At 61.3% G+C, this 25251-nt stretch carries 22 protein-coding genes; 14 read left to right on the top strand and 8 right to left on the bottom strand.

Features of this window, described 5'->3' with window-relative positions:
• The first annotated feature begins 25 nt into the window (after positions 1–25).
• Positions 26–1006, top strand: coding sequence for an arginase family protein (locus tag ACXAC3_RS06745; protein ID WP_475158061.1), 981 nt, complete (start codon positions 26–28; stop codon positions 1004–1006).
• Here the strand turns inward: ACXAC3_RS06745 and ACXAC3_RS06750 are convergent.
• Together ACXAC3_RS06750 and ACXAC3_RS06755 are read right to left on the bottom strand one after the other, a co-directional pair.
• Positions 1003–1974, bottom strand: coding sequence for an agmatinase (locus ACXAC3_RS06750; protein ID WP_475158062.1), 972 nt, complete (start codon positions 1972–1974; stop codon positions 1003–1005). The two genes, ACXAC3_RS06745 and ACXAC3_RS06750, sit on opposite strands and share 4 nt — an antisense overlap.
• 74 nt (positions 1975–2048) lie before the next feature.
• The gene (locus ACXAC3_RS06755; protein ID WP_475158063.1) at positions 2049–3569 is read right to left on the bottom strand and encodes a trimethylamine methyltransferase family protein; all 1521 of its coding nucleotides are present in this window, start codon (positions 3567–3569) and stop codon (positions 2049–2051) included.
• A 184-nt stretch (positions 3570–3753) separates the two neighbouring features.
• On the opposite strand from ACXAC3_RS06755, the gene ACXAC3_RS06760 reads away from it, so the two are divergent.
• Both ACXAC3_RS06760 and ACXAC3_RS06765 read left to right on the top strand, forming a co-directional pair.
• Entirely contained in the window at positions 3754–6189 is a 2436-nt protein-coding gene (locus tag ACXAC3_RS06760) for a GcvT family protein (protein WP_475158065.1), read from the top strand.
• A 90-nt stretch (positions 6190–6279) separates the two neighbouring features.
• Positions 6280–7251, top strand: coding sequence for a LysR family transcriptional regulator (locus ACXAC3_RS06765; protein ID WP_475158066.1), 972 nt, complete (start codon positions 6280–6282; stop codon positions 7249–7251).
• Here ACXAC3_RS06765 and ACXAC3_RS06770 read toward each other — a convergent pair.
• Positions 7248–8273 carry a LacI family DNA-binding transcriptional regulator gene (locus tag ACXAC3_RS06770; protein ID WP_475158067.1) on the bottom strand — a complete coding sequence of 342 codons (1026 nt, stop codon included), beginning with the start codon at positions 8271–8273 and terminating at the stop codon, positions 7248–7250. The two genes, ACXAC3_RS06765 and ACXAC3_RS06770, sit on opposite strands and share 4 nt — an antisense overlap.
• Positions 8274–8410: 137 nt before the next feature.
• Between ACXAC3_RS06770 and ACXAC3_RS06775 the strand changes: the two genes are divergently transcribed.
• From ACXAC3_RS06775 to ACXAC3_RS06825, 11 genes are all read left to right on the top strand, one after another.
• Positions 8411–8596 (top strand): hypothetical protein, encoded by a 186-nt coding sequence (locus tag ACXAC3_RS06775; protein WP_171126139.1) that lies wholly within the window; start codon positions 8411–8413, stop codon positions 8594–8596.
• Positions 8597–8620: 24 nt separating this feature from the next.
• Positions 8621–9766 carry a TRAP transporter substrate-binding protein gene (locus ACXAC3_RS06780; protein WP_475158068.1) on the top strand — a complete coding sequence of 382 codons (1146 nt, stop codon included), beginning with the start codon at positions 8621–8623 and terminating at the stop codon, positions 9764–9766.
• 113 nt (positions 9767–9879) lie between these two features.
• Entirely contained in the window at positions 9880–10392 is a 513-nt protein-coding gene (locus ACXAC3_RS06785; protein WP_475158069.1) for a TRAP transporter small permease, read from the top strand.
• Positions 10393–10403: 11 nt separating this feature from the next.
• A complete protein-coding gene (locus ACXAC3_RS06790; protein WP_475158070.1) occupies positions 10404–11732 on the top strand; it encodes a TRAP transporter large permease in 1329 nt (442 codons plus the stop codon).
• A 12-nt stretch (positions 11733–11744) separates the two neighbouring features.
• Positions 11745–13052, top strand: a complete 1308-nt coding sequence (gene hisD / locus ACXAC3_RS06795; RefSeq protein ID WP_475158071.1) for a histidinol dehydrogenase — start codon at positions 11745–11747, stop codon at positions 13050–13052.
• Positions 13045–13806, top strand: coding sequence for an SDR family NAD(P)-dependent oxidoreductase (locus tag ACXAC3_RS06800; RefSeq protein ID WP_475158072.1), 762 nt, complete (start codon positions 13045–13047; stop codon positions 13804–13806). Before hisD ends, ACXAC3_RS06800 begins: the two co-directional genes overlap by 8 nt.
• A complete protein-coding gene (locus tag ACXAC3_RS06805; RefSeq protein WP_475158073.1) occupies positions 13803–14783 on the top strand; it encodes a zinc-dependent alcohol dehydrogenase in 981 nt (326 codons plus the stop codon). Before ACXAC3_RS06800 ends, ACXAC3_RS06805 begins: the two co-directional genes overlap by 4 nt.
• A 23-nt stretch (positions 14784–14806) precedes the next feature.
• A complete protein-coding gene (locus ACXAC3_RS06810; RefSeq protein ID WP_475158074.1) occupies positions 14807–15217 on the top strand; it encodes a universal stress protein in 411 nt (136 codons plus the stop codon).
• Positions 15218–15265: 48 nt separating this feature from the next.
• Entirely contained in the window at positions 15266–15772 is a 507-nt protein-coding gene (gene comD, locus ACXAC3_RS06815; RefSeq protein ID WP_475158075.1) for a sulfopyruvate decarboxylase subunit alpha, read from the top strand.
• On the top strand, positions 15769–16326 hold the full coding sequence (gene comE / locus ACXAC3_RS06820) for a sulfopyruvate decarboxylase subunit beta (RefSeq protein ID WP_475158076.1): 558 nt from the start codon (positions 15769–15771) through the stop codon (positions 16324–16326). Before comD ends, comE begins: the two co-directional genes overlap by 4 nt.
• Positions 16323–17444, top strand: coding sequence for an alpha-hydroxy acid oxidase (locus ACXAC3_RS06825; protein WP_475158077.1), 1122 nt, complete (start codon positions 16323–16325; stop codon positions 17442–17444). Before comE ends, ACXAC3_RS06825 begins: the two co-directional genes overlap by 4 nt.
• 3 nt (positions 17445–17447) lie before the next feature.
• Here ACXAC3_RS06825 and ACXAC3_RS06830 read toward each other — a convergent pair whose 3' ends face one another.
• The 5 genes from ACXAC3_RS06830 to ACXAC3_RS06850 form a co-directional block, all read right to left on the bottom strand.
• A complete protein-coding gene (locus ACXAC3_RS06830; RefSeq protein WP_475158078.1) occupies positions 17448–18188 on the bottom strand; it encodes a maleate cis-trans isomerase family protein in 741 nt (246 codons plus the stop codon).
• A complete protein-coding gene (locus ACXAC3_RS06835) occupies positions 18185–19267 on the bottom strand; it encodes a pyridoxal phosphate-dependent aminotransferase (RefSeq protein ID WP_475158079.1) in 1083 nt (360 codons plus the stop codon). Before ACXAC3_RS06835 ends, ACXAC3_RS06830 begins: the two co-directional genes overlap by 4 nt.
• Positions 19264–20913 carry a hydantoinase B/oxoprolinase family protein gene (locus ACXAC3_RS06840; protein ID WP_475158080.1) on the bottom strand — a complete coding sequence of 550 codons (1650 nt, stop codon included), beginning with the start codon at positions 20911–20913 and terminating at the stop codon, positions 19264–19266. The genes ACXAC3_RS06835 and ACXAC3_RS06840 overlap by 4 nt, the downstream gene beginning before the upstream one ends.
• Positions 20910–23009 carry a hydantoinase/oxoprolinase family protein gene (locus tag ACXAC3_RS06845; protein WP_475158081.1) on the bottom strand — a complete coding sequence of 700 codons (2100 nt, stop codon included), beginning with the start codon at positions 23007–23009 and terminating at the stop codon, positions 20910–20912. Before ACXAC3_RS06845 ends, ACXAC3_RS06840 begins: the two co-directional genes overlap by 4 nt.
• Before the next feature lie 240 nt (positions 23010–23249).
• A complete protein-coding gene (locus tag ACXAC3_RS06850; RefSeq protein WP_475158082.1) occupies positions 23250–25235 on the bottom strand; it encodes a 3-hydroxyacyl-CoA dehydrogenase NAD-binding domain-containing protein in 1986 nt (661 codons plus the stop codon).
• Positions 25236–25251: the final 16 nt, after the last annotated feature.

A 25251-nucleotide genomic window follows, 5' to 3' on the forward strand; every position in this document is an offset into this window, starting at 1 on the left:
GCGTTTTCCTTGAACGAGAGACTCCATGACAGACCGCTATGAACAGTCCATGATGGACAACCTTTACTGGTGGGGTGTGCCCACCTTGTTCCGGTGCCCCAATGTCGGACCCCGGGATCAGGATATCGCCCTGGTTGGCGTACCGCATTCGACAGGCAACGGCACCACCGAACGGGACCAGCATCTGGGACCGCGCGCCCTGCGCCACGTTTCCGCTGTTCAGCGCCGTGTGCATTCGGTTTTTGAGATCGATCCCTGGAGCCGCGCGCGCATCGCAGACGTGGGCGACGTGCCCTTTCCGCGCGCTAACGACAATGAGGACTGCATCGAGCGTATCACCGCCTTTTACAAAGACATCGACGCGGCCGGTACGCGCCCAGTCTCGGTCGGCGGCGATCACTCTATAACGGGTGGGATCGTGCAGGCGCTGGGCCGGGGCAAGCTGGCGGGCGGTGAACCGATCAGCTTTCTGCATCTAGATGCCCACACGGATGTATTCACCAAGGTCGATCATTTTCTGGGCGCCAAAAAGTCAGCCGCCCATTGGGGGGCCTATCTGGCTGATCAGGGGCAGGTCGACCCGAGGCGATCCATGCAGATCGGGCTGCGGGGACATCCGCGCAGTCTGGACTGGCTGCAACCTTCCTACGACTACGGCTATAACATCGTCACCATGCGCGAATTCCGTCAGCGCGGTCTGGAGGACGTTGTGGCCCAAACCAAAGAGGTGCTGGGCGACCGCCCGGTCTATATCACCTTCGATCTGGATTGCCTCGACCCCACTGTTGCGCCGGCCGTGTCCAATCTGGAACCCGGCGAGAAGGGGTTTGATATTGACGAAGCCGTCGGCATCCTGCGGGCCGCGCGCGGGCTGAACATCGTGGGCGGAGACGTGGTTTGCATGATGCCAACCAAGGACAGCCCCAACAACATCACGGCGCTGACGGCGGCGGCGGTGATGTTCGAAATGATCTCGATGATCGCAGAGAATGTGGCCGCCGGTTAGGCGCGTCGCGCGTCAACGGCCTGTGCCAGAACGCAGAGCAGTTCGAACATCAGCGAGATACCCAGCCACGCTGTGCCCCCGTTTGGATCGAACGGGGGCGAGACCTCGACCAGATCGGCGCCAACCAGGTTCACACCGGACATCTGGCGAATGACCTGCTGCGCCTGAAAGCTGTTGGGCCCACCGATTTCCGGGGTGCCGGTGCCGGGCGCGTAGGTCGGATCGACAAAATCTATGTCATAGGTGCAATAGGTGCGCGCCGAGCCCACGATGCCGCGCACCTCAGCCATGACGTCGTCAATACCCCGGTCGAACAATTCCTCGATGCGGATGATGCGGATGCCCTGCGCCTCGCCCCATTCGATGTCCTCGGTGTTGTAGGCGGTGCCGCGAATGCCAACCTGAACAAAGCGTTTAGGGTCGACCAGCCCTTCCTCGACCGCACGGCGGAACGGGGTGCCGTGGGTGAACTTGTGACCGCCGAAATAGCCGTCGAACAGATCGGTGTGGCTGTCGAACTGGATCAGGCCCAGCGGGCCGGAGGCGGCCTGAGCCCGCAGAACCGGCAGGGTTGTCAGGTGATCCCCACCAGCCGTCAGCGGAGCAATGCCACGTTGGTTCAGTTCGGTGTAGAACGCGGTGACCCGGTTCAGCGTATCCGCGATATCGACCGGATTGGGTGCGACATCCCCCAGATCGGCGCAGTTTACCATCGCGAACGGCGCCACACCCGTGACCGGGTTCATTGCCCGGATCATGGTGGAAAAGTCGCGCAACTGACGTGGTCCGTGCCGCGCGCCGGGGCGGTTGGTGGTGCCCCCGTCCCACGGAATGCCCACGAGGCCCAGCTCAACCTCGGCAATGCGCTCATGTTCCAGCGTCAGGCTGGGCAGGCGCATGAAGGTGGGGATGCCGGCGAACCGCGCAAGCTCCATCGCCGAGACCGGCTTAAAAAACGAATTGGTCATGAGTTCCCCATCTTTAGAAGTATTGCCGGGCGAGCCTAGCGGCAGATCAGCGGCTTGGGAATGCTCGGATCCGGTCAGTCCAGGATGCGGAAGCGGGCGCGGATTTCGGCATCTTGCGCGTCGGTCAGGTATTTTGGGCAATGCGCGCTTAAAATCTCCTTGGCCCGAGCCCGCGCTGCGGACCATGCGTCTGTTGCGCCCTCCATTTCCCAGGTGCGCGGCTCGTTTCTGTCTGCAAGCGCGGGATAGAAGTAATCCCGTTCCATCGCTGCATAGGTATGCGCACTGCCCAGAAAATGACCGTCACCCAGAACCGACTGGCAGATCGCGTCAAAGCCCAGATTCTCATCGGTCACTTCGATGCCGCGCAGCGCCCGGTAAGTGTGCGAATGCATTTCGTTGTCCAGAACGAACGCTTCGAAGCTGGCACCCAACAGCGACGCCGTCATACCCGAACTTTCATAGATCAGGTTGCCCCCGGCCAAAGCGGCCGCAAGTGAGGTCATGCCCTTTTCGACGCCATATTGCGCATCGATGGCCTTGGCGTCGGTCATTGAAGAAGCAACACCCGAAGGCAGGCCCAGCCAATTGGTGATCTGCGCGGACGCCGCGTTCAGTACCGCAGTTTCTCCGCTGCCGCCGGCGAAGGATCCGGTGCGCAGGTCGACGATGAAGGGCCAGTTGGAAAACACCATCGGAAAGCCGGGACGGATCGTGTTGACCATGACAAGGCTGGCCAGTGTTTCGGCCAGCGACTGCGCAAGAAATCCGGCCAGCGTCGCGGGCGCAGTTGCCCCTGCCTGTGCGGCGGTGATGCAGGACATGGGGATATTGTGGGCGATGCACTCATAGACGACATCCACTGCATCCTCACCGTAGCGCAGTGGAGAGATCACAGGGCTGATATGGGCCTTCAGGAACGGCCGCTTAGCGAACTCACCCGGTCCGCCCGCCACGATGTCCAGCATTTCAACGATGGGCGCGACATGCGCGGCCAGCGTAAAGGATGTGGCCACCGGTTTAGTCGTGTTGCGTATCAGGGCGTAAACCGTGTTGACGTCAAGATCCAGCACATCGGGCAGGTCGGTCGCCACGCAGCAGCGTGTGAACCAACTGACATTGGCCAGCGTATCCTGCAACCGGGTAAAGTCGTGCAGATCAGCCAATGTCGAAGGACGGTAACGCCCGCTGTCGATGTCCAGCGTCTGCACCGCCGCCCCTCCGGTGCCGAAAAAAACCCGATCGCCGCCCACTTCGATCGAACGGCTTTCGTCCCTGCCGTGGAACACAAAGGTTTTGGCGGCCGACCTGACCGCGTTTTCAACCATCTCGCGCGGGAAAACCAGCCGGTCCTTCTGGCCCTTTTGCGCGCCTGCCGCTGTAAGGTCGGCGGCCAGCCGGTCGGGGATGTCGCCCATGCCAAGGGTTGCCAGCAGCCGCAGAGCGGTGTCGTAGATCCTCTCAATATCGGATTGTGTCAGCGGTTTGTACGCGCCGCCCGTCTGTCCGGGCGGGCAGGGGTCGACAACCGGTTTGGCTGCGCGTTGCGCGTGCCGGGCCCGCCGGCCGCTGCGTCTGGCACCTTCGGATGGCATCCGATCCCTTTCCCGCAATTCCCTGCCAGCACCGTAAGGGGCAGACTGCGCCCGTCGCAAAGCCGAACTTAGATTTTCAGAATCTTCAATCGCAGTTTCGATTTTTCAAAACAGGTGACTGCCCGGTTGTCGCGCCGTCCTGGAATTCCGCAAGACTTGGCGCAGGGTCAAAGGGAGCAGCGCAATGAAATCGCGCACCAAAGTTGTTGTGATCGGAGGCGGCATCGCCGGGTGTTCAACGCTGTACCACCTGACACAGGAAGGGTGGACGGATGTGGTGCTGGTCGAACGGAACGAACTGACCTCGGGCACGACCTGGCATTCGGCCGCACAGGTGACGAATTTCGGCATGAACCAGACGATGGTGGGGCTGAAATCGCACTCGATCCGGTTGTACAAGGAACTTGCCGACGACCCGGACTATCCGATCAACTACCACCACGGCGACGGCGGCATTCGTCTGGCCAATACCGAAGCGCAGATGCAGGGGTATCGCCATTTCGCCTCGATGGCGCGCGGGATGGATGTGCATTTCGAAATCATCTACGCCGACGAATGCGCGCGCCGCCACCCGCTGATCTCGACCGAAAACCTGATCGGCGGGCTGTGGGATCCGCTGGATGGCGATATCGACCCGGCGCAGCTGTGTCAGGCACTGGCGCGCCGGGCGCGCAAGGCCGGGGCCGAGGTTTATCGCAACACACCCGTAACCGCCCTGACGCAGCACGGCGACGAAACCTGGACCGTTCACACCGAACACGGTGACATCGACTGTGATGTCGTCGTGAATGCCTGCGGCTACAGGGTGAATGAGGTTGGCGCGATGATGGGGGTGCATCACCCCGTCGCGTCGATGGAGCACCAGTATTTCCTGACCGAAGAGATTCCGACCATCCGGGATGCAGGCCACCGAATGCCCCTGCTGCGTTGCCCGATCAGTGATTATTACTGTCGACAGGAAAAGAACGGGTTGTTGCTGGGGTTCTATGAGCAGGCCTGCAAAACCTGGGGCATGGACGGGATAGATCCGAATTTCGTCAACGCGCTGTGCCCGGATGATCTGGATCGGGTGACCGATGTGCTGGAGGGCGCGTTCGCCCGAATGCCTGCCCTGATGGAAGTTGGCGTTCATACCGTCGTCAACGGACCGATCACCTATACCATCGACGGGGCGCCTCTGGTCGGTCCGATACCGGGCAAGCGCAACGCCTTCTGCATCATTGGCCTGCGCGCCGGGTTGGGCGAGGGCGGTGGTCACGGCTGGCTGCTGGCGCAGCAGATCGTGCACGGCGAGGCGTGTTATGACACCTGGTGCCTTGATCCGCGGCGCTTCACGGGACACGCGAACGTGGAGCTGACGGCGCTGAAGGCGATCGAGGATTACCAGAACGAATTCCGCTTTCACTTCCCCCACGAACACCGCCCGGCCGGACGGCCGGCCAAAACCACGCCCCTGACACCTGTACTGGCCGCCGAGGGTGCGGAATTCACCGTGGTCAACGGGTGGGAACGGGTGGATTACATCAAGCCCGAACCGGAGTTTTCGCCCGCGCTCAGTTTCGATTTTGACGAAACATTTGACGTGATCGCGGCTGAGGTCGCGCAGGTTCAGACGGGCGTCGGCCTGGCGGAGGTCAACGGGTTCAACCGGATTGAGATCGCCGGCGCGGACCGTCATGCCTTTCTGGACCGGATGTTCTGCGGTGCTGTCAACCGGCGCGAGGGCCGGGTGGGGCTGGCCTATTTGCTGAACCATCACGGCATGATCAAAGCTGAAGCAACAATAGCCAACCTGCCCGCCAGCGACCGAGGCCCCGCCCGTCTGTGGTACGGTTCGGCCGCTGCCAGCGAGTTTCACGACATGGACTGGCTGACCCAGCATCTGCGGGCCGATGAGGATGTGAAGCTGCGCAGCCTGACCAATGATCAGACCATTCTGGTCCTCGCTGGTCCAAAGGCGCGCGACGTGCTGGCAGCGTGCGCGCGGGGGGACTGGTCTTCGGACGCGTTCCCGTGGCTGAGCGTGCGGGAATGTTTCGTCGGCATAGCCCCGGTAACGGTAATGGGCGTCAGTTTCTCGGGTGAACTGGCCTATGAGATTCATGTTCCGAATGCCTCGCTTTACGCCGCTTACCTTGCATTGCGTGACGCCGGCGCGGCACACGGGTTGAAACTGATCGGAGCCCGCACGATTGAGTCCATGCGGATGGAAAAAAGTTTTCTGCACTGGAAAGCCGATCTTATCACCGAATTTGACCCGTTTGAGACCGGGCTGGATAGGTTCGTGAAGCTGGACAAGGCGGAATTCATCGGTCGCGACGCGCTGCTGAAACGTCAGGCCGACGGGCCGAGAAAAATACTGGTCCACTTGCGGATAGACGCGGTCAATCGTCCTGCGCATGCAGGGGCGTCCCTGATGCAAGGCGCGCGAGTGGTCGGCACGGTCACGTCCGGCGACTGGGGGCATCGTACCGGCCTGAACCTGGCGCATGCGTTTGTCGATCCCGAACTGGCCGCCATCGGCACCCAGATGGAGTTGGACAGTTGCGGAGACCGGGTGCGTGCAACGGTCATCGCGCCTTCGCCATATGATCCGTCATTTGAACGGATTAGGGCCTAGGCCCGCCCCGGCGGATCAACTTGCCCATTGCCGTCACGGGAATTTTTTGCTTCGCTTGTTTCGAAGTAATCGAAACAATCGGTGCGTGCGGTGTCAAAATCTCTGAGCCTTCGATGGCTGGAAGTGTTCCGGCTGGTTGCCAAGTCGGGGTCGATCCAGCAGGTCGCTTCGGAAACGGGGCTGTCGATCAGCACCGTCTCGAACCATCTGCGCAGTCTGGAATCCGCGCTGGGCATCGAACTGGTGGATCACGGACGCCGCCCGATGGGCCTGACGCCCGCAGGTGAGGTCTTTGCGCGCTATGTGCGTGACGGGCTGACCGTGCTCAAACGCGGCGAGGCCGAGATCCGTTCGGGAAACTGGCGGCATGCTACGGATCTGCGACTGGCCCTGATTGACGATTTCGACAACCAGATTGCCCCCGACCTGTTCCGGTTTCTGGCCCAGGCGTTGCCGCGGTGTAATTTCCGCCATTTTACGCGCCCAAGTCACGAGATCATCGCCAAGCTGCAAGAGCATAAATTGGACGCCGGGGTCGCCACACGCCCGTCGGAACGGACCGAAGGGCTGATCGAATACCCGCTGATGCGCGACCCGTTCATCGTCATTTTGCCCAACACTTTCACAGGCGCGCCCGAAGACCTGTTTACCCCGGATGCAGAACTGCCCCTGCTGCGGTATTCACGCGACTACATGATCGGCAAACAGATCGAAATTCAGCTGACGCGCAGCAAATACAACCTGCCGAACCGGTTCGAGTTGGAGTGCAATCAGTCGATCATCGGTCTGGTCGCCGAAGGTAGCGGATGGGCGATCACGACGGCGGCATGCTTTCACCGCGCCCAAAGATTTCACGATAGCGTCAGGGCCATGCCGTTTCCGGGCCGGAACTTTGTCAGAACCGTTTCGCTGTTCACGACCGAAGTTTATCCGGAAACCACCTCGGCCCTGATCCAGAAAGTTATGGGGAAACTGATCCGGCAGCATTTTACCGGCCCGATGTGCGCCACGCATACCTGGCTGAAAGATGATTTTCGCACCATGGATGCCGAGGCCGCCTAGGACTGCGCCGGCGGGCCAAGGGATTTCCGTTCGACGATGTTCGTGGCCAGCCTGCTTCCTGCGCCGCGCGTCTGGTTCTCGACCATCTCAACCAGTTCCAGCGCGGCTTTCCGGCCCATTTCACGATGCGGAACATGCACGGTGGTCAGGGCCGGACTGGCGATCCGGGCCAGTTCGATGTCGTCAAACCCGGTTATGGACACGTCTTTGGGCACCCTCAGCCCCATCTCGTGCGCGCGGCGTACTGCCCCAACAGCAAGAACATCGTTGCCGCACAGGACCGCTGTCGGCGGAGTGTCCTGCGACATGAGCCGAGAAAACGCGTCGGCGCCGTTTTCAATCTCGTACGGAGTTTCGATGATCGACAATCCCGATGGCGGCAGATCGTTTTGCCGGGCGGCCTCGCGAATACCTTCGATCCGCAGGCGCGCCCGGTCGTTGCCCGTGCTGACGCCGGAAATGATCCCGATCTGCCTGTGGCCCAGTTCGATCACACGGCTGGCCAGTTCGAACATCGCCGCGCGGTTGTCGAACCCGATGGAGGGGACCTGCGCATCCGGCAGATACGACCACGCAACCAGTACCGGGACTTTCTGACGTTCCAGATAGTCATAGATTTGCGGATCACGATCATGTCCGATCAGCAGCAGCCCGTCCGCGCCGCGCGCCACCAGTGTGCGGATCTGTTCCTGTTCAATGTCGGGTTTATAAGCCGAGCTTGAAACCAAAAGCGTATAGCCATGTTGGTGCAACTCTTCCTGAAACGCCTGCAGACCACGGGCAAAAATCGCGTTCTCCATGGTGGGGATGATCGCGCCGATTGTCGATGTCCGTTTGGCGGCCATGACCCGGGCGGCAAAGTTCGGCGTGTAACCCAGCGCGTCAACAGCTGAAAGAACGCGCTGACGCGTTGCGTCGACAACCCGGTCGGGATTGTTCAGGCAGCGCGACACCGTGGCTGTCGAAACACCCGCCATCTTGGCCACGTCATCCAGAGTGGGCGCTGATCGAAGTTTCGACATTCTCAAACCCGCAATTCGCTTTTGCCAATAAGTGTAAACTCAACCGGGTGCCAAGGAAAGCAGATATGTAAGCGCTTGCATTTTCCATGTAAGCGCTTACAAATGAGATTGGGCCGAATCCAAAGGGAGTCCGGGAAATGTTTCTGACCGCATCCATCATCGTGTTCGTCATCTATTTTGCGAACGTGGCTTTGGGTGCCTTTGCGGGCAGCGCATTTCTGGGGGACGTCGGTGAGATGTTGGTCCTGTTCGCGGCGTCGATCCTGTTCGTTGTCGCAATTCTGAAAAAGGAGGCCGACCGCGACGCAGAAAGCGACGGCTGAATTTTTTGCTTGGGAGGGCACTAGATGAACAACGACAGAAATGAACTGGCGTCGGAAGAACGCCGCAATTTCCTGAAGCTCAGCGCCGGCGGCGCATTCACCGCCGCAATGGTGGCCGGGGCGGGCGGAATGCTGTGGTCGTCCGAGGCCGCAGCGCAGACTGCCAAGGAAGAGCGCGAGCGTGAAAACGCGGCCGAGCATGTCATGACGATTGCAACCGCCTATGTGCTGGGTGCGTCGCGCAGCTATCCGATCATGCAGCTGGATCTGAAGGAAAACATCCAGAATGCGACCAACGGCAAGGTCTATGTCAAGCTGGCCCCCGGCGGACAGTTGGGCGCGGGCGGGGCGCTTGTTCAAAAGGTGCAGGGCGGAACCATTCAGGCCGCACAGCATTCGCTGTCCAATTTTGCGCCGTTTGCTTCGACCGTTGACCTGATCAACATGCCGTATCTGTGCGGCTCGAACCAGCGTTTCACCAACCTCGTGCACTCGGACGCCTGGCAAAATGAAGTGCATCCCAAGGTCGAGGCCGCGGGATTCAAGGCGCTGTTCTACGTGGTGATCGACCCGCGTGTGGTCGCGGTGCGTCAGGGAGGCAATCCCATCGTCACCCCGGGCGACATGAGCGGTGTAAAATTCCGCGTGCCGGGGTCTAAGATGCTGCAGCAATATTACCGGATGGTTGGCGCAAACCCGACGCCGGTGGCATGGGGTGAAACACCTTCAGCGATCAAACAGGGTGTCGCGGATGCGCTGGATCCGTCGGTCGGCGCGCTGTTCGTCTTTGGTTTCAAGGACATCCTCAGCCACGTGACCTTTACGCAGGCGGTGCCGGACAGCCAGGTCTATTCCTGTAACCTTGAATGGTTCAATTCGATGCCCGCCGATGTGCAGGAAGGCATCATGTGGGGCTCGGAAATGACCAGCCACCAGAACCTTTCAAAAGTGCCTTCGGCCCGCGCCTATGCGATGGCCGAGCTGAACAAGGCCGGTGTGCAGTTCCAGTCGCTGACCGATGATCAGCTTGCGGAATGGCAGGATCTGGGCGGGTACCAGCGGTCGGAATGGGATCCGTTCAAGACGGAACTGGCCGGTTCGATGGACAATTTTGAAAAGCTGGTCGAAGCGGCCGGAACACAGGGCAAGTACTACGTCCACGACGCCTGATGCTTGCATCCGCGGGTGCTGGACCGGCGCCCGGTTTTTACCACTGACAGTCAGGCCTGAAAGGGCCCGAACCAGAAGGCCCGCGCCTGGCTGTTTTACCGCCGAGGAAAGTGATGACCGTTCTTCAAAACATAGACCGAAACGCCGAGCGCTGGTTGCTGCTGGTGTTCTACGTGATGCTGGTCATCACCATGGCCATCGAGGTCCTGCGTCGCGAGATTTTTGCGTTTTCCTCGATCTGGGGCGAGGAAATCGTCCGTTACTCCTTTATCTACCTGGCCTGGATCGGGGCGGCTGCGGCGGTCAAGGAACGCGCGCATATCCGCATCGACGTGATCATGCATTACCTGGGGCCGCGCACCAAGGCGGTGCTGTACATCTTCGGCGATCTGGTGATGTTCATCGTGGCGATCATCGCGCTTTATTGGTCGTATGAGGCGGTGCATGTCTCGGCCAAGTTCGGGTCGGTGACGGACGGTTTGCGTGTGTCCAAGGTCTGGTTCCTGATGGCCGTTCCGACCGGTTTTGCGCTGATGATCTGGCGACTGATCCAGTCTTTCCTGCGTGATCTGAAATCCCTTCGTGACGGCACTCCCGTCTTCGAAGGCGACAAGCTGTTTGACTGAGGAGAAACAGGATGCTCTGGGGTTCCCTCAATCAAACCGTTGAACTGGGCTGGGATTTCTACCTGCCCGTGATCATGTTCGTGGGCCTGATCGCGCTGGCGGTCCCGGTCTGGGCCGCCATCGGTTCCGCCGCGATCGTGATGCTGATCATGTCGGGCGACCTGCCGCTCAGCCTGGTTGGCGAAAGCCTGTTCACCGGCATCGACGCATTCGCCCTGACCGCCGTACCGCTGTTTATCCTGACCGGAGACGTCCTGGTGCGCACGGGGCTGTCGCGAAAATTTCTGGACGTGGCCGAGGCGCTGACCTGTTTCGCCAAAGGCGGGTTCGGCTCGGCAACCGTTCTGGTCTGCGGCATGTTCGCGGCGATTTCGGGCTCGGACGCGGCGGGGGCCGCCGCCGTGGGTCGTATGACCATCAACCGGCTGGTCGAGAGTGGTTACCCGCGCCCCTACGCCTGTGCCCTGGTGGCCGCCGGTGCCTGTACAGGCATCCTGATCCCGCCCTCCATCGCCTATATCATCATCGGGCTGGTGCTGGGCATTTCCGCATCGACCCTGTTCCTGGCTGCGCTGATCCCCGGTCTGGCCATTCTGGTCTCGATCCTGATCACCAACATCATCATGAACCGCATCTATGCCTATGAGGGCGGCGGCATGATGACGTTGGGCGAATGGCTGGCCAATCTGGGCAAGGCGCTGAAATCCGGCTGGTATGCGTTTATCGTGCCGGGCATCATCTTCTACGGCATCTTCTCGGGCCGCCTGACCCCGACCGAAGCAGGCGCAACCGCTGTGGTCGTCACCATCATCATGGGGTTCATCCTGCGCACGCTGACACTGGCCGATTTTCCCTCGATGCTGGTCAGCTCAGCCAAGGTGAACGGTGTGATCCTTCCGATCATCGCCTTTTCGGCCCCGCTGGCCGAGGCGCTGGCGATCATGGGCGTGCCGCAGGGGTTCGTCGCCTCGGTCACTGCCATGACGGACGACCCGCTTTTGCTGATCCTCTTGATGATCGGCATCCTGATTGCCGCCGGTTGCGTGATGGAGACGACGCCGAATATCGTGATCCTCGCCCCGATCCTGAAGCCGCTGGCCGACAATATCGGAATGAACGAGATCCAGTTCTGTATCATGATGATCACCGCGCTGGGCGTGGGCTTTATCACACCGCCGCTGGGCCTGAACCTGTTTGTCGTTTCCGGCATCACCGGTGAATCGATCCTGAAAATTGCCGCCCGGGCTGTGCCGTTCGTACTGACCATGCTGATCGTGGTAATACTGATCGCCTATGTCCCGGCAGTTTCGACTACGCTGCTTCCTGAAATCTACCAATAGGACCCGCTGAATATGCCGCGCGAGTATCTGAAAAAAGCAACGCTGACCCCGCAATCCCATGCCTCAGAGGTACATGAGACGGTCAAGACCATCCTCGGCGATATCGAGATCGGTGGCGACACCAAGGCGCTGGAATACGCCACCAAGTTCGACAACTACGATGGCAACGTTTTGCTGACCCAGGCCGAGATCGATGCCGCCGTCGCGCTGGTTCCGGAAAAGCTGAAGGCTGATATCCGCTTTGCGCATGATAACGTCCGTCGGTTCGCGGAAACCCAGAAGGCAACGGTGTCTGACGTGCAGATGGAAATCGTTCCGGGATTTGTCGCCGGTCAAAAGGCGATCCCGGTGGATGCGGCGGGCTGTTATGTGCCGGGCGGACGTTACAGTCATATCGCCAGCGCGATCATGACGGTGACCACCGCCAAGGTTGCCGGATGCCGCCACATCACTGCCTGCTCGCCACCGCGTCCGGGCGAAGGCGTTGCGCCGGCAATCGTCTATGCCGCGCATATCTGCGGAGCCGACAGCATTCTGGCGATGGGTGGCGTTCAGGGCGTGGCCGCGATGACCTTTGGCCTGTTCGGCCTGCCGCGCGCGAATATCCTGGTGGGGCCCGGCAACCAGTTCGTGGCCGAAGCCAAGCGCATCCTCTACGGCAAGGTTGGCATCGATATGATCGCGGGGCCGACCGACAGCCTGATCCTTGCGGACGGCACCTCGGATGCGCTTGTGGTTGCGACAGATTTGGTCAGCCAGGCGGAACACGGATATAACTCACCCGTCTGGCTGGTGACGGATGATCGCGGTCTGGCGCAGAAGGTTATGGAGCTTGTTCCGGTCCTGATCGCGGACCTTCCTGAACTGAACCGCGAAAATGCCTCGGCCGCATGGCGCGACTATGCCGAGGTGATCGTCTGCTCGGATCGTGAGGAAATGGCGGCGTGTTCAGACGAATACGCGCCGGAACACCTGACGGTTCAGGCCGAGGATCTGGATTGGTGGCTGGATCGCCTGACCTGTTATGGTTCGCTGTTTCTGGGCGAAGAGACAACCGTATCTTACGGCGACAAGGCAACGGGCACCAACCACGTGCTGCCGACCTCTGGCGCGGCCAGCTATACCGGCGGGCTGAGCGTTCACAAGTACATGAAGATCGTCACCTGGCAACGGGCGACACGGGAAGGGTCGAAGCCCGTCGCGGTGGCCACAGCCCGCATTTCGCGGCTTGAAGGGATGGAAGGGCATGCGCGGGCCGCGGATGTGCGTCTGGCCAAGTATTTCCCTGATGAACAGTTTGACCTGACCGCAGATGGATGACCCCCGAACCCTGTTTGATCTGTCGGGGCGGGTCGCATGCGTTACCGGGGCCAGTTCCGGCCTTGGCCGGCGTGTGGCTGCTGTGCTGGCCCGGGCCGGTGCAAAAGTGGTCGGCGTCGCCCGCCGCGAGGCTGCCTTGTTGGATCTGCGGGACGAGATCGGCGGAAACGCCGCCATGGTCGTCGGCGACGTGGCCGACCGGGCGCAGTTCGGGTCACTGACCAGTGAGGTGGCGGCCAAATTCGGCGCCCCGGACATCGTCGTGCACGCGGCCGGGATCAATACCCGCCAGGCGGCGGACGACGTGACGCCCGACGGCTGGGATGCCACGCTGGCCCTGAACCTGAGCGCGCCGTTCTTTCTGAGCCAGGCCATGGTCCCGGCGATGAAAGAACGCGGCTGGGGGCGGATCGTGAACTTTGCCTCGTTGCAGACGACGCGGGCCTTTCCGGGCGGCATCGCCTATGGCGCAACCAAGGGCGGGATCAGCCAGCTGACCCGTGCGATGGCCGAAGCTTGGTCGCCGTTTGGTATCACGGCCAATGCGATAGGGCCGGGGTTCTTCCCCACCGAGTTGACGCAGGCCGTCTTTGACGACCCCGAACGCGCGGCCCGCAACGCGGCGCAGACCTGCATCCGGCGCAATGGTCGGATGAAAGATATCGACGGACCGATCCTGTTTTTGTGCTCGGAAGCCTCGGGTTACGTCACCGGGCAGGTCCTGATGGTCGACGGGGGGTTCACCGCAAAATGAAAGCGCTGGTATACGAAGGTGTTGAACAGGTGGTCTTCCGGGATGTGCCCGATGCCACACCGCATGCGGCCGAACACCTCATCCGCATCGAAGCTGTCGGAATATGCGGGTCGGATATGCATGCCTATCTGGGCCATGACGCCCGCCGGCCCGCGCCCTTGATCCTTGGACACGAAGCGGCCGGAGTGATCATCGGAGGCCCGCGGGACGGTGACCGGGTGACGATCAACCCGCTGGTAACCTGCGTTAAGTGCGGTGCCTGCGCCACAGGGCGCGAAAACCTGTGCCCGCACCGGCAGATCATCTCGATGCCGCCACGGGAAGGGGCATTTGCCCAATATGTCGCCATGCCGGATGCCAATCTCGTCACGGTGCCGGACCACGTTCCCTTTGCGCAGGCCGCCCTTGCCGAACCTCTGGCCGTCAGTTGGCACGCAGCCCGTTTGGGGATTGAGGCGCTGCACCCCGGCATGGACAGAAAAGCTCTTGTCATCGGGGGCGGTGCGATCGGTGTGGCGGCCGCGCTGGCCCTGTTCGCGGCAGGTGTCGACGACGTCGTGATCGTCGAACCCAGCGATGCGCGCCGCGCGTATCTTCAAGCTGCCGGATCTTTCAATGTCCTTCGTGAAACTGACGATACCTTTCCTTTGGTGGTGGACGCGGTCGGGTATTCGGCGACCCGGGCGACAGCGTCTGCGCGGGTTCAGCCGGGCGGCGTGATCGCGCATGTCGGGCTTGGCGAGGATGCCGGTGGGCTGGATATCCGTCGCATGACCTTGCAGGAGATCACATTTATCGGCACCTATACGTATACGGCCCGAGAATTCAGACAGACCGCACAGGCCATTTTTGATGGCCGTCTCGGCAGGCTGGACTGGATTGAGGAACGGGCGTTGTCCGATGGGGCCGACGCGTTTCGCGACTTGCGGCGCGGTGCGGTAGCGGCCCCAAAGATCGTCCTCAGGCCGTGGGCTTAGACCCGGCAGAAACGGAGGTATTCATGTATAAGAAAATTCTTGTTCCCATGGCGCTGGATCACGGTATTTCGCAGCACACGCTGCAAGTGGCACGCGCATTGTCCGCAGAGGAAACCGAAATCGTCGCACTTCACGTCTATGAGATGCCACAGGGATCGGTCAGCGCCTATCTCGACAAGGATGTGGTGGCCGAAGGGTTTCGCGCTGCCCGCAACTTGTTGCGCGACAAGGTTTCCGAACTGGAAGGCGTCAAACCCGAAATTGTCAAAGGGCACACCGCCCGCACCATCATCGACTATGCCAACATCAACAATTTCGACTGCATAGTCATCGGCTCGCACAAGCCCGGTCTCAGCGATTATTTTCTGGGATCCACCGCATCGCGGGTCGTTCGCTATGCCTCTTGCGCTGTGCACGTACACCGCAGGGCTTAACCCGTCACTCGCGCTTTCGGCGCCCCAAACAGGACTGACAGACCGGACATGAATATCGACAAAAAGATCACCGACGATCTGGTCGCTAACGACATATCGTTCGTGACCACGGTGCCGTGCAAGCAACTGGCCGGCGTGATCGAGGAAATCGACGCGCGCGACGGCATTTATCATATCCCTTCGAATAAAGAGGACGAAGGGATGGGTCTGTGCGCGGGTGCGTGGATGGGCGGCAAACGCCCGGCCATCATCATGCAGAACACGGCCATCGGCGTGACGATCAATACGCTGGCCACGCTGATCCAGTATTACCGGATGCCGCTGCCAATGCTGATTTCGTATCGCGGAGAGCTGCGCGAGCCCATCGCCTGTCAGGTGGAAATGGCCGTGCACACCAAGGCGCTGCTGGCGCAACTGAATATCCCGACCTACCACTTCCACCACAGGGAAGATGTCGAGGAACTGGATGCGATCCTGAAATACACGTTCATGTGCAACAAGCCGGTCGCCATCCTGACCGACGCCAATTTCTGGGGAGGCTATGGCGACCAATGATCCGTTCTGAAATCCTGAAGGAAATCGCTCCGATCCTGCGTGATCAACTGGTGGTCTGCAATATCGGCATCCCCAGCCAGGAACTGCATGCCATCGACGACCAGCCGACCAATTTCTACATGCTGGGCACCATGGGTCTGGCCTCGTCCATCGGGCTTGGACTGGCGTTGTCTCAGCCCAAACCGGTGATTGTGATTGACGGCGACGGCTCGGTTCTGACCAATCTGGGTACTTTGCCAACCATCGCCAACAACGTGGCCGACAATTACATCCTGCTGATCGTCGACAATGGCTCCTACGGCTCGACCGGGGATCAGCCGACTTATGCGGGGCAGAAAACATCGTTGGCGAAAATGGCCGAGGCGGCCGGGTGCGAACGCGTGATCGAATGTCAGGCCGAGGATACCGGACGTGTTCTGCAAGAGGCGCTGGACACCCGTCAGATGACCATCATCGTCAGCAAGTGTGAAAGCGGCAATGCCAAGATGCCGCCGATCACGATGGACCCGGTGGTGATTCGCGACCGCTTCATGAAGGCCGTTCAGGCCGGATGAGGTCATCCGCCATCCACAGCGCTGAGGATGCCCGGCGCATTGCGCGGCGGCATCTGCCGTGGATGGTGTTCGACTATATCGACGGTGCTGCGGGCGCCGGGGTTGGCGCGGCCCGCAACCGGGCGGCACTGGACGCGATGACCCTGCGGCCCCGCATCCTGCGGGATGTCAGCGAACGATCCCTCGCAACGGAGCTATTCGGCAAATCCGCTCAGCGTCCCTTTGGCGTTGCGCCGATGGGGATGTGCAATCTGTCCGCGCCCGGGGCCGATCTGATGCTGGCACGTATCGCGGCGCGGTATTCGGTTCCGCTGGGCGTCTCTACCGTCGCTTCCACCCCATTGGAAAAGCTGATCGAAACGGCCGAGGGCCATGCCTGGTTTCAACTCTATTTCAGCGGAGACGGCGCGGGTACTTTCAAGCTGGCCGACCGGGCGCAGGCCGCAGGGTACGAGACGCTGGTGTTGACCGTGGATGTGCCCGAAGTGGGCCGCCGTCCGCGTGAGCTGCGCCATGGGTTCAAGATGCCTTTCCGAATTGGTCCGCGTCAGTTTGTGGACTTTGCGCTGCATCCAAGGTGGTCGCTGGCAACACTGCTGAGCGGGAAACCTCAGATGGCGAATTTCCTGATGGACGGTTACGACTTTGACCGCACCGAAAGCCGTGCGCGGGCGACATGGGAAACACTGGCCCGCTTGCGCGACCGATGGAGCGGAAAGCTGGTCGTCAAGGGTGTTCTGGATTCCGCGGACGCGCTGGCGGTCAAGGCGGCCGGGGCGGACGCTGTTCAGGTCTCAAGCCACGGCGCGCGGCAACTGGACAGTGCCCCTGCGGCGTTCCAGGCGTTGCGGGAGATCCGCGCAGCCGTTGGGAACGGTTACCCGGTCTTCTATGATAGCGGCCTTCGGTCCGGCGAAGACGCCGTAAAAGCCCTGATAAGCGGCGCGGATTTCGTGTTCTTCGGCCGTATCCTGCAATTCGCCATGGCGGCTGCAGGGGAAAGGGGGTTGCAGCAGCTTTGGGATGTCCTGAGTGAGGAATTCAGCATCACAATGGCGCAGATCGGTGTAACCGCTGTCGATCAGCTCAACGCAGGTCTGGTCGAACCGGCCAAGTAGCAATCACCTCGGCTGTACCAGCAACCGCCCGAATCCTTTGATCGGCTCACCTATGCCAAGCAGTTGCAGCGCCTGAAACAGCATTGCCTGATTTGAACTGATCACGGGTTTCCCGACCTCGTTTTCCAGACGCTCCAGCGTCTCGACGCTGCGCATATCCGTACAGGACAGCACCAGCACGTCCGCCTTCGGGTGATCCGCTGCAAGGCCAAGCCTGAAAACCGCATCCGGGTCCAGCGCGCCCTGTCCGGCATTGTCCAGTGTTTCGCTGGTTTCGGATCGCCGGATCGTTTCAAACCCCAGATCCGCAAGGAACTTGATCGCCATGTCGTTAATGGCAGGCACATAGGGTGAGGCAAACCCGATGCGTTCCGCGCCGAGTGTGGTCAGGGCATGGACAAGCGCTCCGGCCGCGGTCACCGTTCCTGCCCCGCTTTGTGGGCCGATCCGATCGGCCAGAGCCCGGTCGAATTCGGGGCCGTGGGTGAGTGTGGCCGACGTGCAGCCATACAGGATGACATCCGGCTTTGCGCCGGCCAGCAATTGCAAGGGGTCTTCCAGGTTTACGGCCCCCAAGCTTTGCATCTGGGATTCGTCGGGGATTTCATCCTCATCATATCCACCCAGCCGCGCCACATGGACCGAAACGCCATGCGGCTGCATCAGGGTCAGATCAGGTTCAAGGTTTGTGTTGGTAAAGGGCACCAACACGCCAAGCCGGGCGCGGCCTCGTGACCGGTTCATGGCTGTGTCTCCTCTTTCCATTGTCTGAGAAAGGTCAGGGCCTTGCCCATGGCCTCCTTTGGGCCGACGGTCATTCTCAGGCAATGCGCAAGCGCCGCCCCGCCCTGAGGACGCAGGAACACCCCGTCCGATCGCAGCACCCTGTCCGCACTTTGCGCCGCTTCGGCGCTGCCCATGTCCAGCAACAGAAAGTTTGTGAGACTGGGATAGACGTGAAACCCCGCGCTGGCCAACTCTGCTGCGGTCTGATCCCGCAGACGGGCGGTCATCGCGCATGTTTCGCGCATGTAATTGTCATCCCGGGCGGCTGCGGCTGCGGCCATCTGAGCGCTTGCCGGAATGTTGTTCGGGTTCATGACTTTGCGCAATTCGGCGGCTATCGCTGGCGGGAACAGCCCCCAGCCAACGCGGAACCCGGCCATGCCATAGGCTTTGGAAAAAGTCCGCAGAACCACCGTGTTTCCATCCTGAACCAGATCAAAGCACCGTTCACCCAGATGGTCGGCAAATTCGCCATAAGCTTCGTCAATGACAAGCAGAATATCCGATCGCAGCCCCAGACGCAGGCGGGTGATTTCGGATTTCGGTATGCGCGTGCCCGTCGGGTTGCCGGGGTTGGCGACGAATACAAGCCCGGTATCCGCCCGAACCGCCCCGAGCAGCGCGTCGACATTGACAACGGCCTCCGTTTCCGCCGCGATGTCGAACCGGGCATCCGCCAATTGGGCCGCAGTGCGGAAGAACGGATAGGCATGGGCCGGGGCAAGAACCGCGCGGTTCGGACCGGCAAACACCCGCGCAAGGCAGCCGATCAAATCCAGCGATCCACTGCCACACAAAATGCATCCGGCGTCCAGATCGTGCAGGTCAGCCAGCGCATGGCGCAGCTCGGTCCAGTTCGGATCAGGGTAGAGCATCGACGCCCCCAACGCCTTCGCCGCGGCATCCAGCGCCCTGGGGCTTGGCGGACGCAGGCTTTCATTTTGCGACAGCGATATCAGGGGTTTCCCTTCGGGCACGCTCAGTTCCGCCAGCGCGTAAGGGGACATTTGCGCGATGTGAGGAAGCGGGGTGGTCATTTCAACCTCTCATACAGGGTTCTGGCGCCTTCTTCGCTGACAAGGCCAGACCGGATGTCGTCCTGAACAGCGCGTTGCGCCCGTTCACCGGGCGGGCCGAACCCGCCGCCGCCCGGAGTCTCAAAGACCAGGGTTTCCCCGGCCCGGATCCGCACCTCGCCTTTCCCGGGCAGGATGTGCCCTCCGGGGTTGACCGTAATACAGCCGGGTGCGCCGTCATGTCCGCCGTCGCGCCCGGCGGCGGGGTTTCTGATCCGTTCGACCGACAGAAACAGCATCAGATCCTGATCCTTCGAAGCGCTCAGTTCGATGCGTTGCCCCAGACCGCCCCGGAACCGGCCTGCGCCGCCGGAATCCGGCCTCAGTTCGCGGCGGTGAAACAGGACCGGGGCGACCGCCTCGGTGGTTTCGACCTGGCTGCCCCAGACGCCGCTGGGAAAGGCCGTGGCGGACAGCCCGTCTAGTCTGGGCCGGGCACCGGTGCCGCCGTTGAACACAAGCTCAAGCGCGAAAAGACCGTCGCCCCTGTCGATGGCCTCGGGTGCGTGGCGTAGGGGCAGGTCATACATGCAAGACGCGCCTTCGGCCGGCACCTTCCCGGGCAGCGCCTGTGACAAACAGCCATAAACCAGATCTGGGGTCATCTGACCCAGCGTATGGCGCATGGCGACCGGTGCGGGTGGTTGCGCATTCAGGATACACCCCTCGGGGCCGGTCACCCGAAACGGCTCCAGCGACCCCGCGTTGTTCGGGATGTCTGCCCCGATGATGCAACGCAACGCGAACACCGAATAGGCGGTCGCGTAGTTCAGAGGGACATTGATCCCCTTGCCGACACAGGCTGCGGTGCCGTCGAAATCCAGCAACAGGTGATCATCGGCAATGGTCAGCGCGGCATGCAGTTCAATGTCCTGATCATATCCATCCACTTTCAGCACATGGCGCCACGTGCCCTTGGGCAGTTTGGCGACGGCTTCCAGAGTTCCCCGCCTGGATGTCCGGATGATGAAGTCGGACAATGCCTGCAGGTCGGCTATGCCGAATTCCTGCATCATCTGGGTCAACCGGACCGACCCGGCCTCGCAGCATGCGATAAGGGCGTAAATGTCGCCTTCATTGGCGATGGGCTCGCGCGAGTTGGCCTTGACGATCTCCAGTAGCAGGGCATTGACCTCGCCCTCGCTGACCAGCTTGCAGGGCGGGATCAGCAGCCCTTCGTCATAAATGTCCGATCCTTCCGGCCCCATGCCAAGCCCGCCGAGATCGACCAGATGGGACGTGCAGGCGGTAAACCCTATGACGGCATCACGGTGAAAAACCGGCATCATCAGCAGAAAATCATTCAGATGCCCCGAGGCAATCCAGGGGTCGTTCGTCATGTAGATATCGCCGGGCTTCATGGCGCCCGGATCAAAACGGGACCGCAGCGTTTTCACCGCTTCGGCCATGGTGTTGATGTGCCCGGGCGTGCCGGTCACCGCCTGCGCCAGCATCCGGCCCTTTGCATCGAATATTCCGGCCGAGATGTCGCCGCACTCGCGCACGATCGGGCTGAACGCCGCACGGATCAGCGCCTGCCCCTGTTCTTCCACCACGGCCAGCAGCCGGTTCCACATTACCTGCAGGCGTGTATCTGATGGGATCATCTCTGCGCCTCCTCTTGCCGTGTCAGCCAGATATTGCCCTGACTGTCCACGGATCCGTTGAAATCGGCGCTGACAAGAGTTGTGGTTTGCGCCTCGACAATCAGGGCCGGCCCCTCGAACGCCGCGCCCGGTTTCAGCTCGGCGCGGCTGAACACATCGGCGGTTCGCCAATCCCCACTGACGTCGCACAGAATTCGGCGTTTTGCCGCCGGCTTGGCACGATAGGCAGAGGGCGTGCCCGTACAGGCCGCGTGCGGCGGCGGGTCGGATGACACGGACAGACCCCAATTCAGGATCTCTACGGTCATACCCGGCACGACCCGGCTGAACTGCCGACTGTATTCCGCCTCGAAAGCGGTTCTCAAAACATCCACATCAGAAGTGTTCAGTGCCCGGTCGGGCAGGCGGATTTCGATCTCATGACCCTGACCGTGATACCGCATATAGGCGATCCGGCGTTGCCGCAGCAGACCTTCCGGGGCACCCGCCCGAACAACCTGTTCGGCTTCGGTCTGCATTTCGGCAAAAAAACGGTTCAACCCGTCGATATCCAGACTGTCCAGCCTGGCATAGCGCGACCGAATGACCTCGTATGAAACAGGGGCATACAGGAACCCGACCGCCGACCCGACGCCAGGGTCTTGTGGGATCAAAACGCGTTGCATCTGCGCGCGCCGCGCGACCCTTGTGGCGTGAAGCGGGCCGTTGCCGCCAAAGGCGATCATCACCCGGTTGCCCAGGTCCTTGCCGGATTCGACCGCGTGCATGCGGCCCGCGCTCGCCATGCTTTCGTCAACGATTTCACTGACCGCAAACGCCGCCTGATCGGGACGAAGGTCAAGCGGTTCAGCGATGTCGCGGGTCAAAGCCTTTTGGGCGGCACCGGGGTTCAGTTGAAGCCGACCTCCGGCAAACAGCCCCGGTTCGATAAGGCCCAGCGTCAGGTCGGAATCCGTGATGGTTGGCCGGTCGCCGCCCTTACCAAAAGCAGCAGGGCCGGGGTCTGATCCGGCACTGTGGGGCCCAACCTGAATACGGCGCAAACGGTCAACGCTGGCGATGGAGCCGCCCCCGGCCCCGATTTCAATCATCTCGATCACCGGAATTCGCACCGGCATTCCCGACCCTTTGATGAAACGCTCGGCCCTGGAAATCTCGAACTTGCGCGCTGTCTGGGGGCGGTAGTCGTCAATCAGGCAAAGCTTGGCGGTCGTGCCGCCCATATCAAACGACAAGACGTCCTTTTCGCCGGTGGCCTGCGCGATGCGGGCGGCAAGAACTGCGCCTCCGGCCGGGCCGGATTCGACCAGCCGGATCGGCAACCGGGCGGCGGTTTCAAGCGTGGTCATGCCCCCGCCGGCAGTCATCATCAGGATCGGGCAGGTCAGCCCCATCTGCCGGAACCGCGCTTCGAAATCCCGCAGATACCCGGCCATGAGGGGCTGCACATAGGCATTGGCGATTGTGGTGCAGAGCCGGTCGAACTCGCGCGCCTCGGGGCTGACCTCGTGACTTAGTGAGATGACCAGACCGGGCATCTGCCGGTTCAACAGATCCCGCAGCTTTAACTCATGTGCCGGATTGGCGTAGGCGTGCATCAGGCAGATCGCCACGGCATCCACTTTCTGCGCTTTCAGCGTGGCCACAATCGGTGCAATGTCCGTTTCATCCAGCGGCTCAAGCTCTTGCCCGCCTGCATTCATGCGTCCGCCGATGGTCAGCGAAAGCGCGCGCGGCACGATCAGATCGGGCTTTACCAGATCAATCGCGTATTGGCTGTAACGGCGCTCATAGGCGATTTCGAGAATGTCCCGAAATCCGCGGGTCGTGATGGTGGCCGTCGTGGCGCCCCGCCGCTCGATCAGTGCATTGGTTGCCAGCGTCGTGCCATGGATGAAACCGCTGAGCTGCGACCACTCAGCCCCTGCGGTTTCCAGCACATGCACGGCACCTTCCAGGGCGCCGAGGGCCGGGCGCTGCGGTGTCGTCGGGGTTTTGGTCGGTGCCACGACCTGCGATGCGCGGTTCAGAAGAACGGTGTCGGTAAACGTACCGCCGATGTCGATTGCCAAACGCAATCCTTCATTTTGGATCATTTGGGTATCAGCCTGAAGGAATGGAACAAACCCGGGGACGGGTTGGATGAGAACTGTCCGCTTTCAGCCGGTCAGGCGACCAGATCGCACCCGGTTTCGCGACGCATCGTAGGTTTGCGAAGGCTGGCTGACAAAACCGCAGCTCCCCATTGTTGGCTGGAATGACATTGAGTGAATCTCAGCCCGTCCGTCAACCGTTCTGTCTCAGTACGGGTCGGTTTTTCGGGCGCGGGTTCCGCTTTAACCCACGGATGAACCCTGTGTGGTCATGAACAGCGGCCCGCCGCGCCATCGGGGAAATCCGTAGCCGTTGACCATGACAACGTCGATATCCTCAGCCCGCCGCGCGATGCCCTCGGTCAGCAGCGTTTGTGCCTCGGCCTGCATGGTCGACAGGATGCGCCGCGTGATATCAGCGTCGGATATCGGCGCACGGGCAATGGTCTTGCGCGCGGATTCCGCAAGAATAAGGCTTTTTACCCATTGCGAGGGTTCCGCCTTGCCATCGGTGTAGTCGTACCAGCCTTTTCCGGCCTTGCGGCCGAACCGCCCGGCCTCGCACAGCTTGTCGGCGATGTTAACGTAACGCTCATCCGGATCGCGGGTTGAGGCGCGGTTTTTGCGCATCGCCCAGCCAATATCGAGCCCGGCAAGGTCCTGCATCTCGAACAGGCCCAAGGGAAAGCCGAAGGCTCGCATCGCCCGGTCCACGTCCCAGGGCAGGGTGCCATCTTCGATCATGTATTCGCATTCGCGCCGATAGGCCGACATGATACGGTTGCCGATAAACCCGTCGCATACGCCCGCAGGTACGGCGATTTTCCCCAGCTTTCGGGCCAGCGCAAACCCGGTGGCGACCGCAGATGGGTCAGCCTGTGCGGGGATGATGACTTCAAGCAGTTTCATGATGTGCGCGGGTGAGAAAAAGTGCAGGCCGATCATCCGTTCGGGGTGTCGGGTCTGGCGTGCGATGGCACCGATATCCAGGTATGACGTGTTGCTCGCCAACACTGCCTCAGGCCGCAGGATGGCATCCAAATCCTGAAACACTCGGGTTTTCAGGGACATGTCTTCGAATACCGCCTCAATGACAAGTCCGGTGTCTGAAAGGGCCTGATACGTCGTTGCCGTCGTCAATGATGCGATGAGATTTTCAAACTTGCTCTGGTCGATGAGGCCACGTTTCAGGCTGTCTTTCAGAATGCCCTCTACACGGCCCAATCCGGCTGCGCGCGCGTGTTCGTCCCGTTCGACCAGTGTGACCGGCAGGCCCGACAGCAGGCAGGCGGCTGCGATCCCGGCCCCCATGGTGCCGCCGCCGATCACCCCGACAGTGTTGAGGGGGCGGGGCGCAACACCCTTCAGTTCGGGTGGTTTCGGCGCGGAACGTTCCGCAAAGAAGATATAGCGCAAGGCCGCGCTTTGCGGGTCGGATTTCAGTGTCAGGAAAGCCTCGCGTTCCTTGATCAATGCCTCCGGCGCCGGAAGGTCGAGCGCATTCTGCACGGCAGCCACCGCCGCGGCAGGCGCATGGGCGCCGCGCGCTTTTGAAAGGATTGCGTGCTTTGCAGCCTGCCACGCCTCCTGATCAGCAATGGGTCGGGCGTCCGCACGGCTCAGCGCCGTTCTGGCCGGATTGTCCGCAGCCTGCTGCGCAAGCGAAACGGCATGTGCCGTAAGATCGGTGTCCGCAATATTGTCGATCAGACCCAGATCACGCGCTTTATTTGCGGATACGGGCTTTCCTGCCGCCACCATTTTCAATGCTTGGACTGGGTCGATCAGGCGCGGCAACCGGACGGTTCCGCCAGCTCCGGGGATCAGGCCAAGCGTTACTTCAGGCAGACCCAGCTTGGTATCAGGGCCTGCGATGCGATACGTGCAGCCAAGCGCGATTTCCAGCCCGCCACCCAGGACAGTCCCGTGCAAGGCCGCCACCCAGGGTTTCGCTGCATTTTCAATGGCGTGAATGACGTCGGGCAGATGAGGTTCCTGCGGCGGTCTGTCGAATTCTTTCACATCAGCACCGGCGGTGAAGGTCCGGCCCTCGGCCCGCAGGACGACCGACCGGATTGCATCATCCGCCTCAGCCACGGACAGCGCTGTCAGTAAACCTGCGCGCACGGCCTGGCTGGCTGCGTTCACGGGCGGGTTGTCGATCGTCACAACCGCCACATCACCGCGCGTTTCTATCCGAACCACCATCAGACAACATACCTGCCGCATTGGAAGACACCTGCAA

Source organism: Ruegeria sp. ABV4_181, assembly GCF_056158465.1.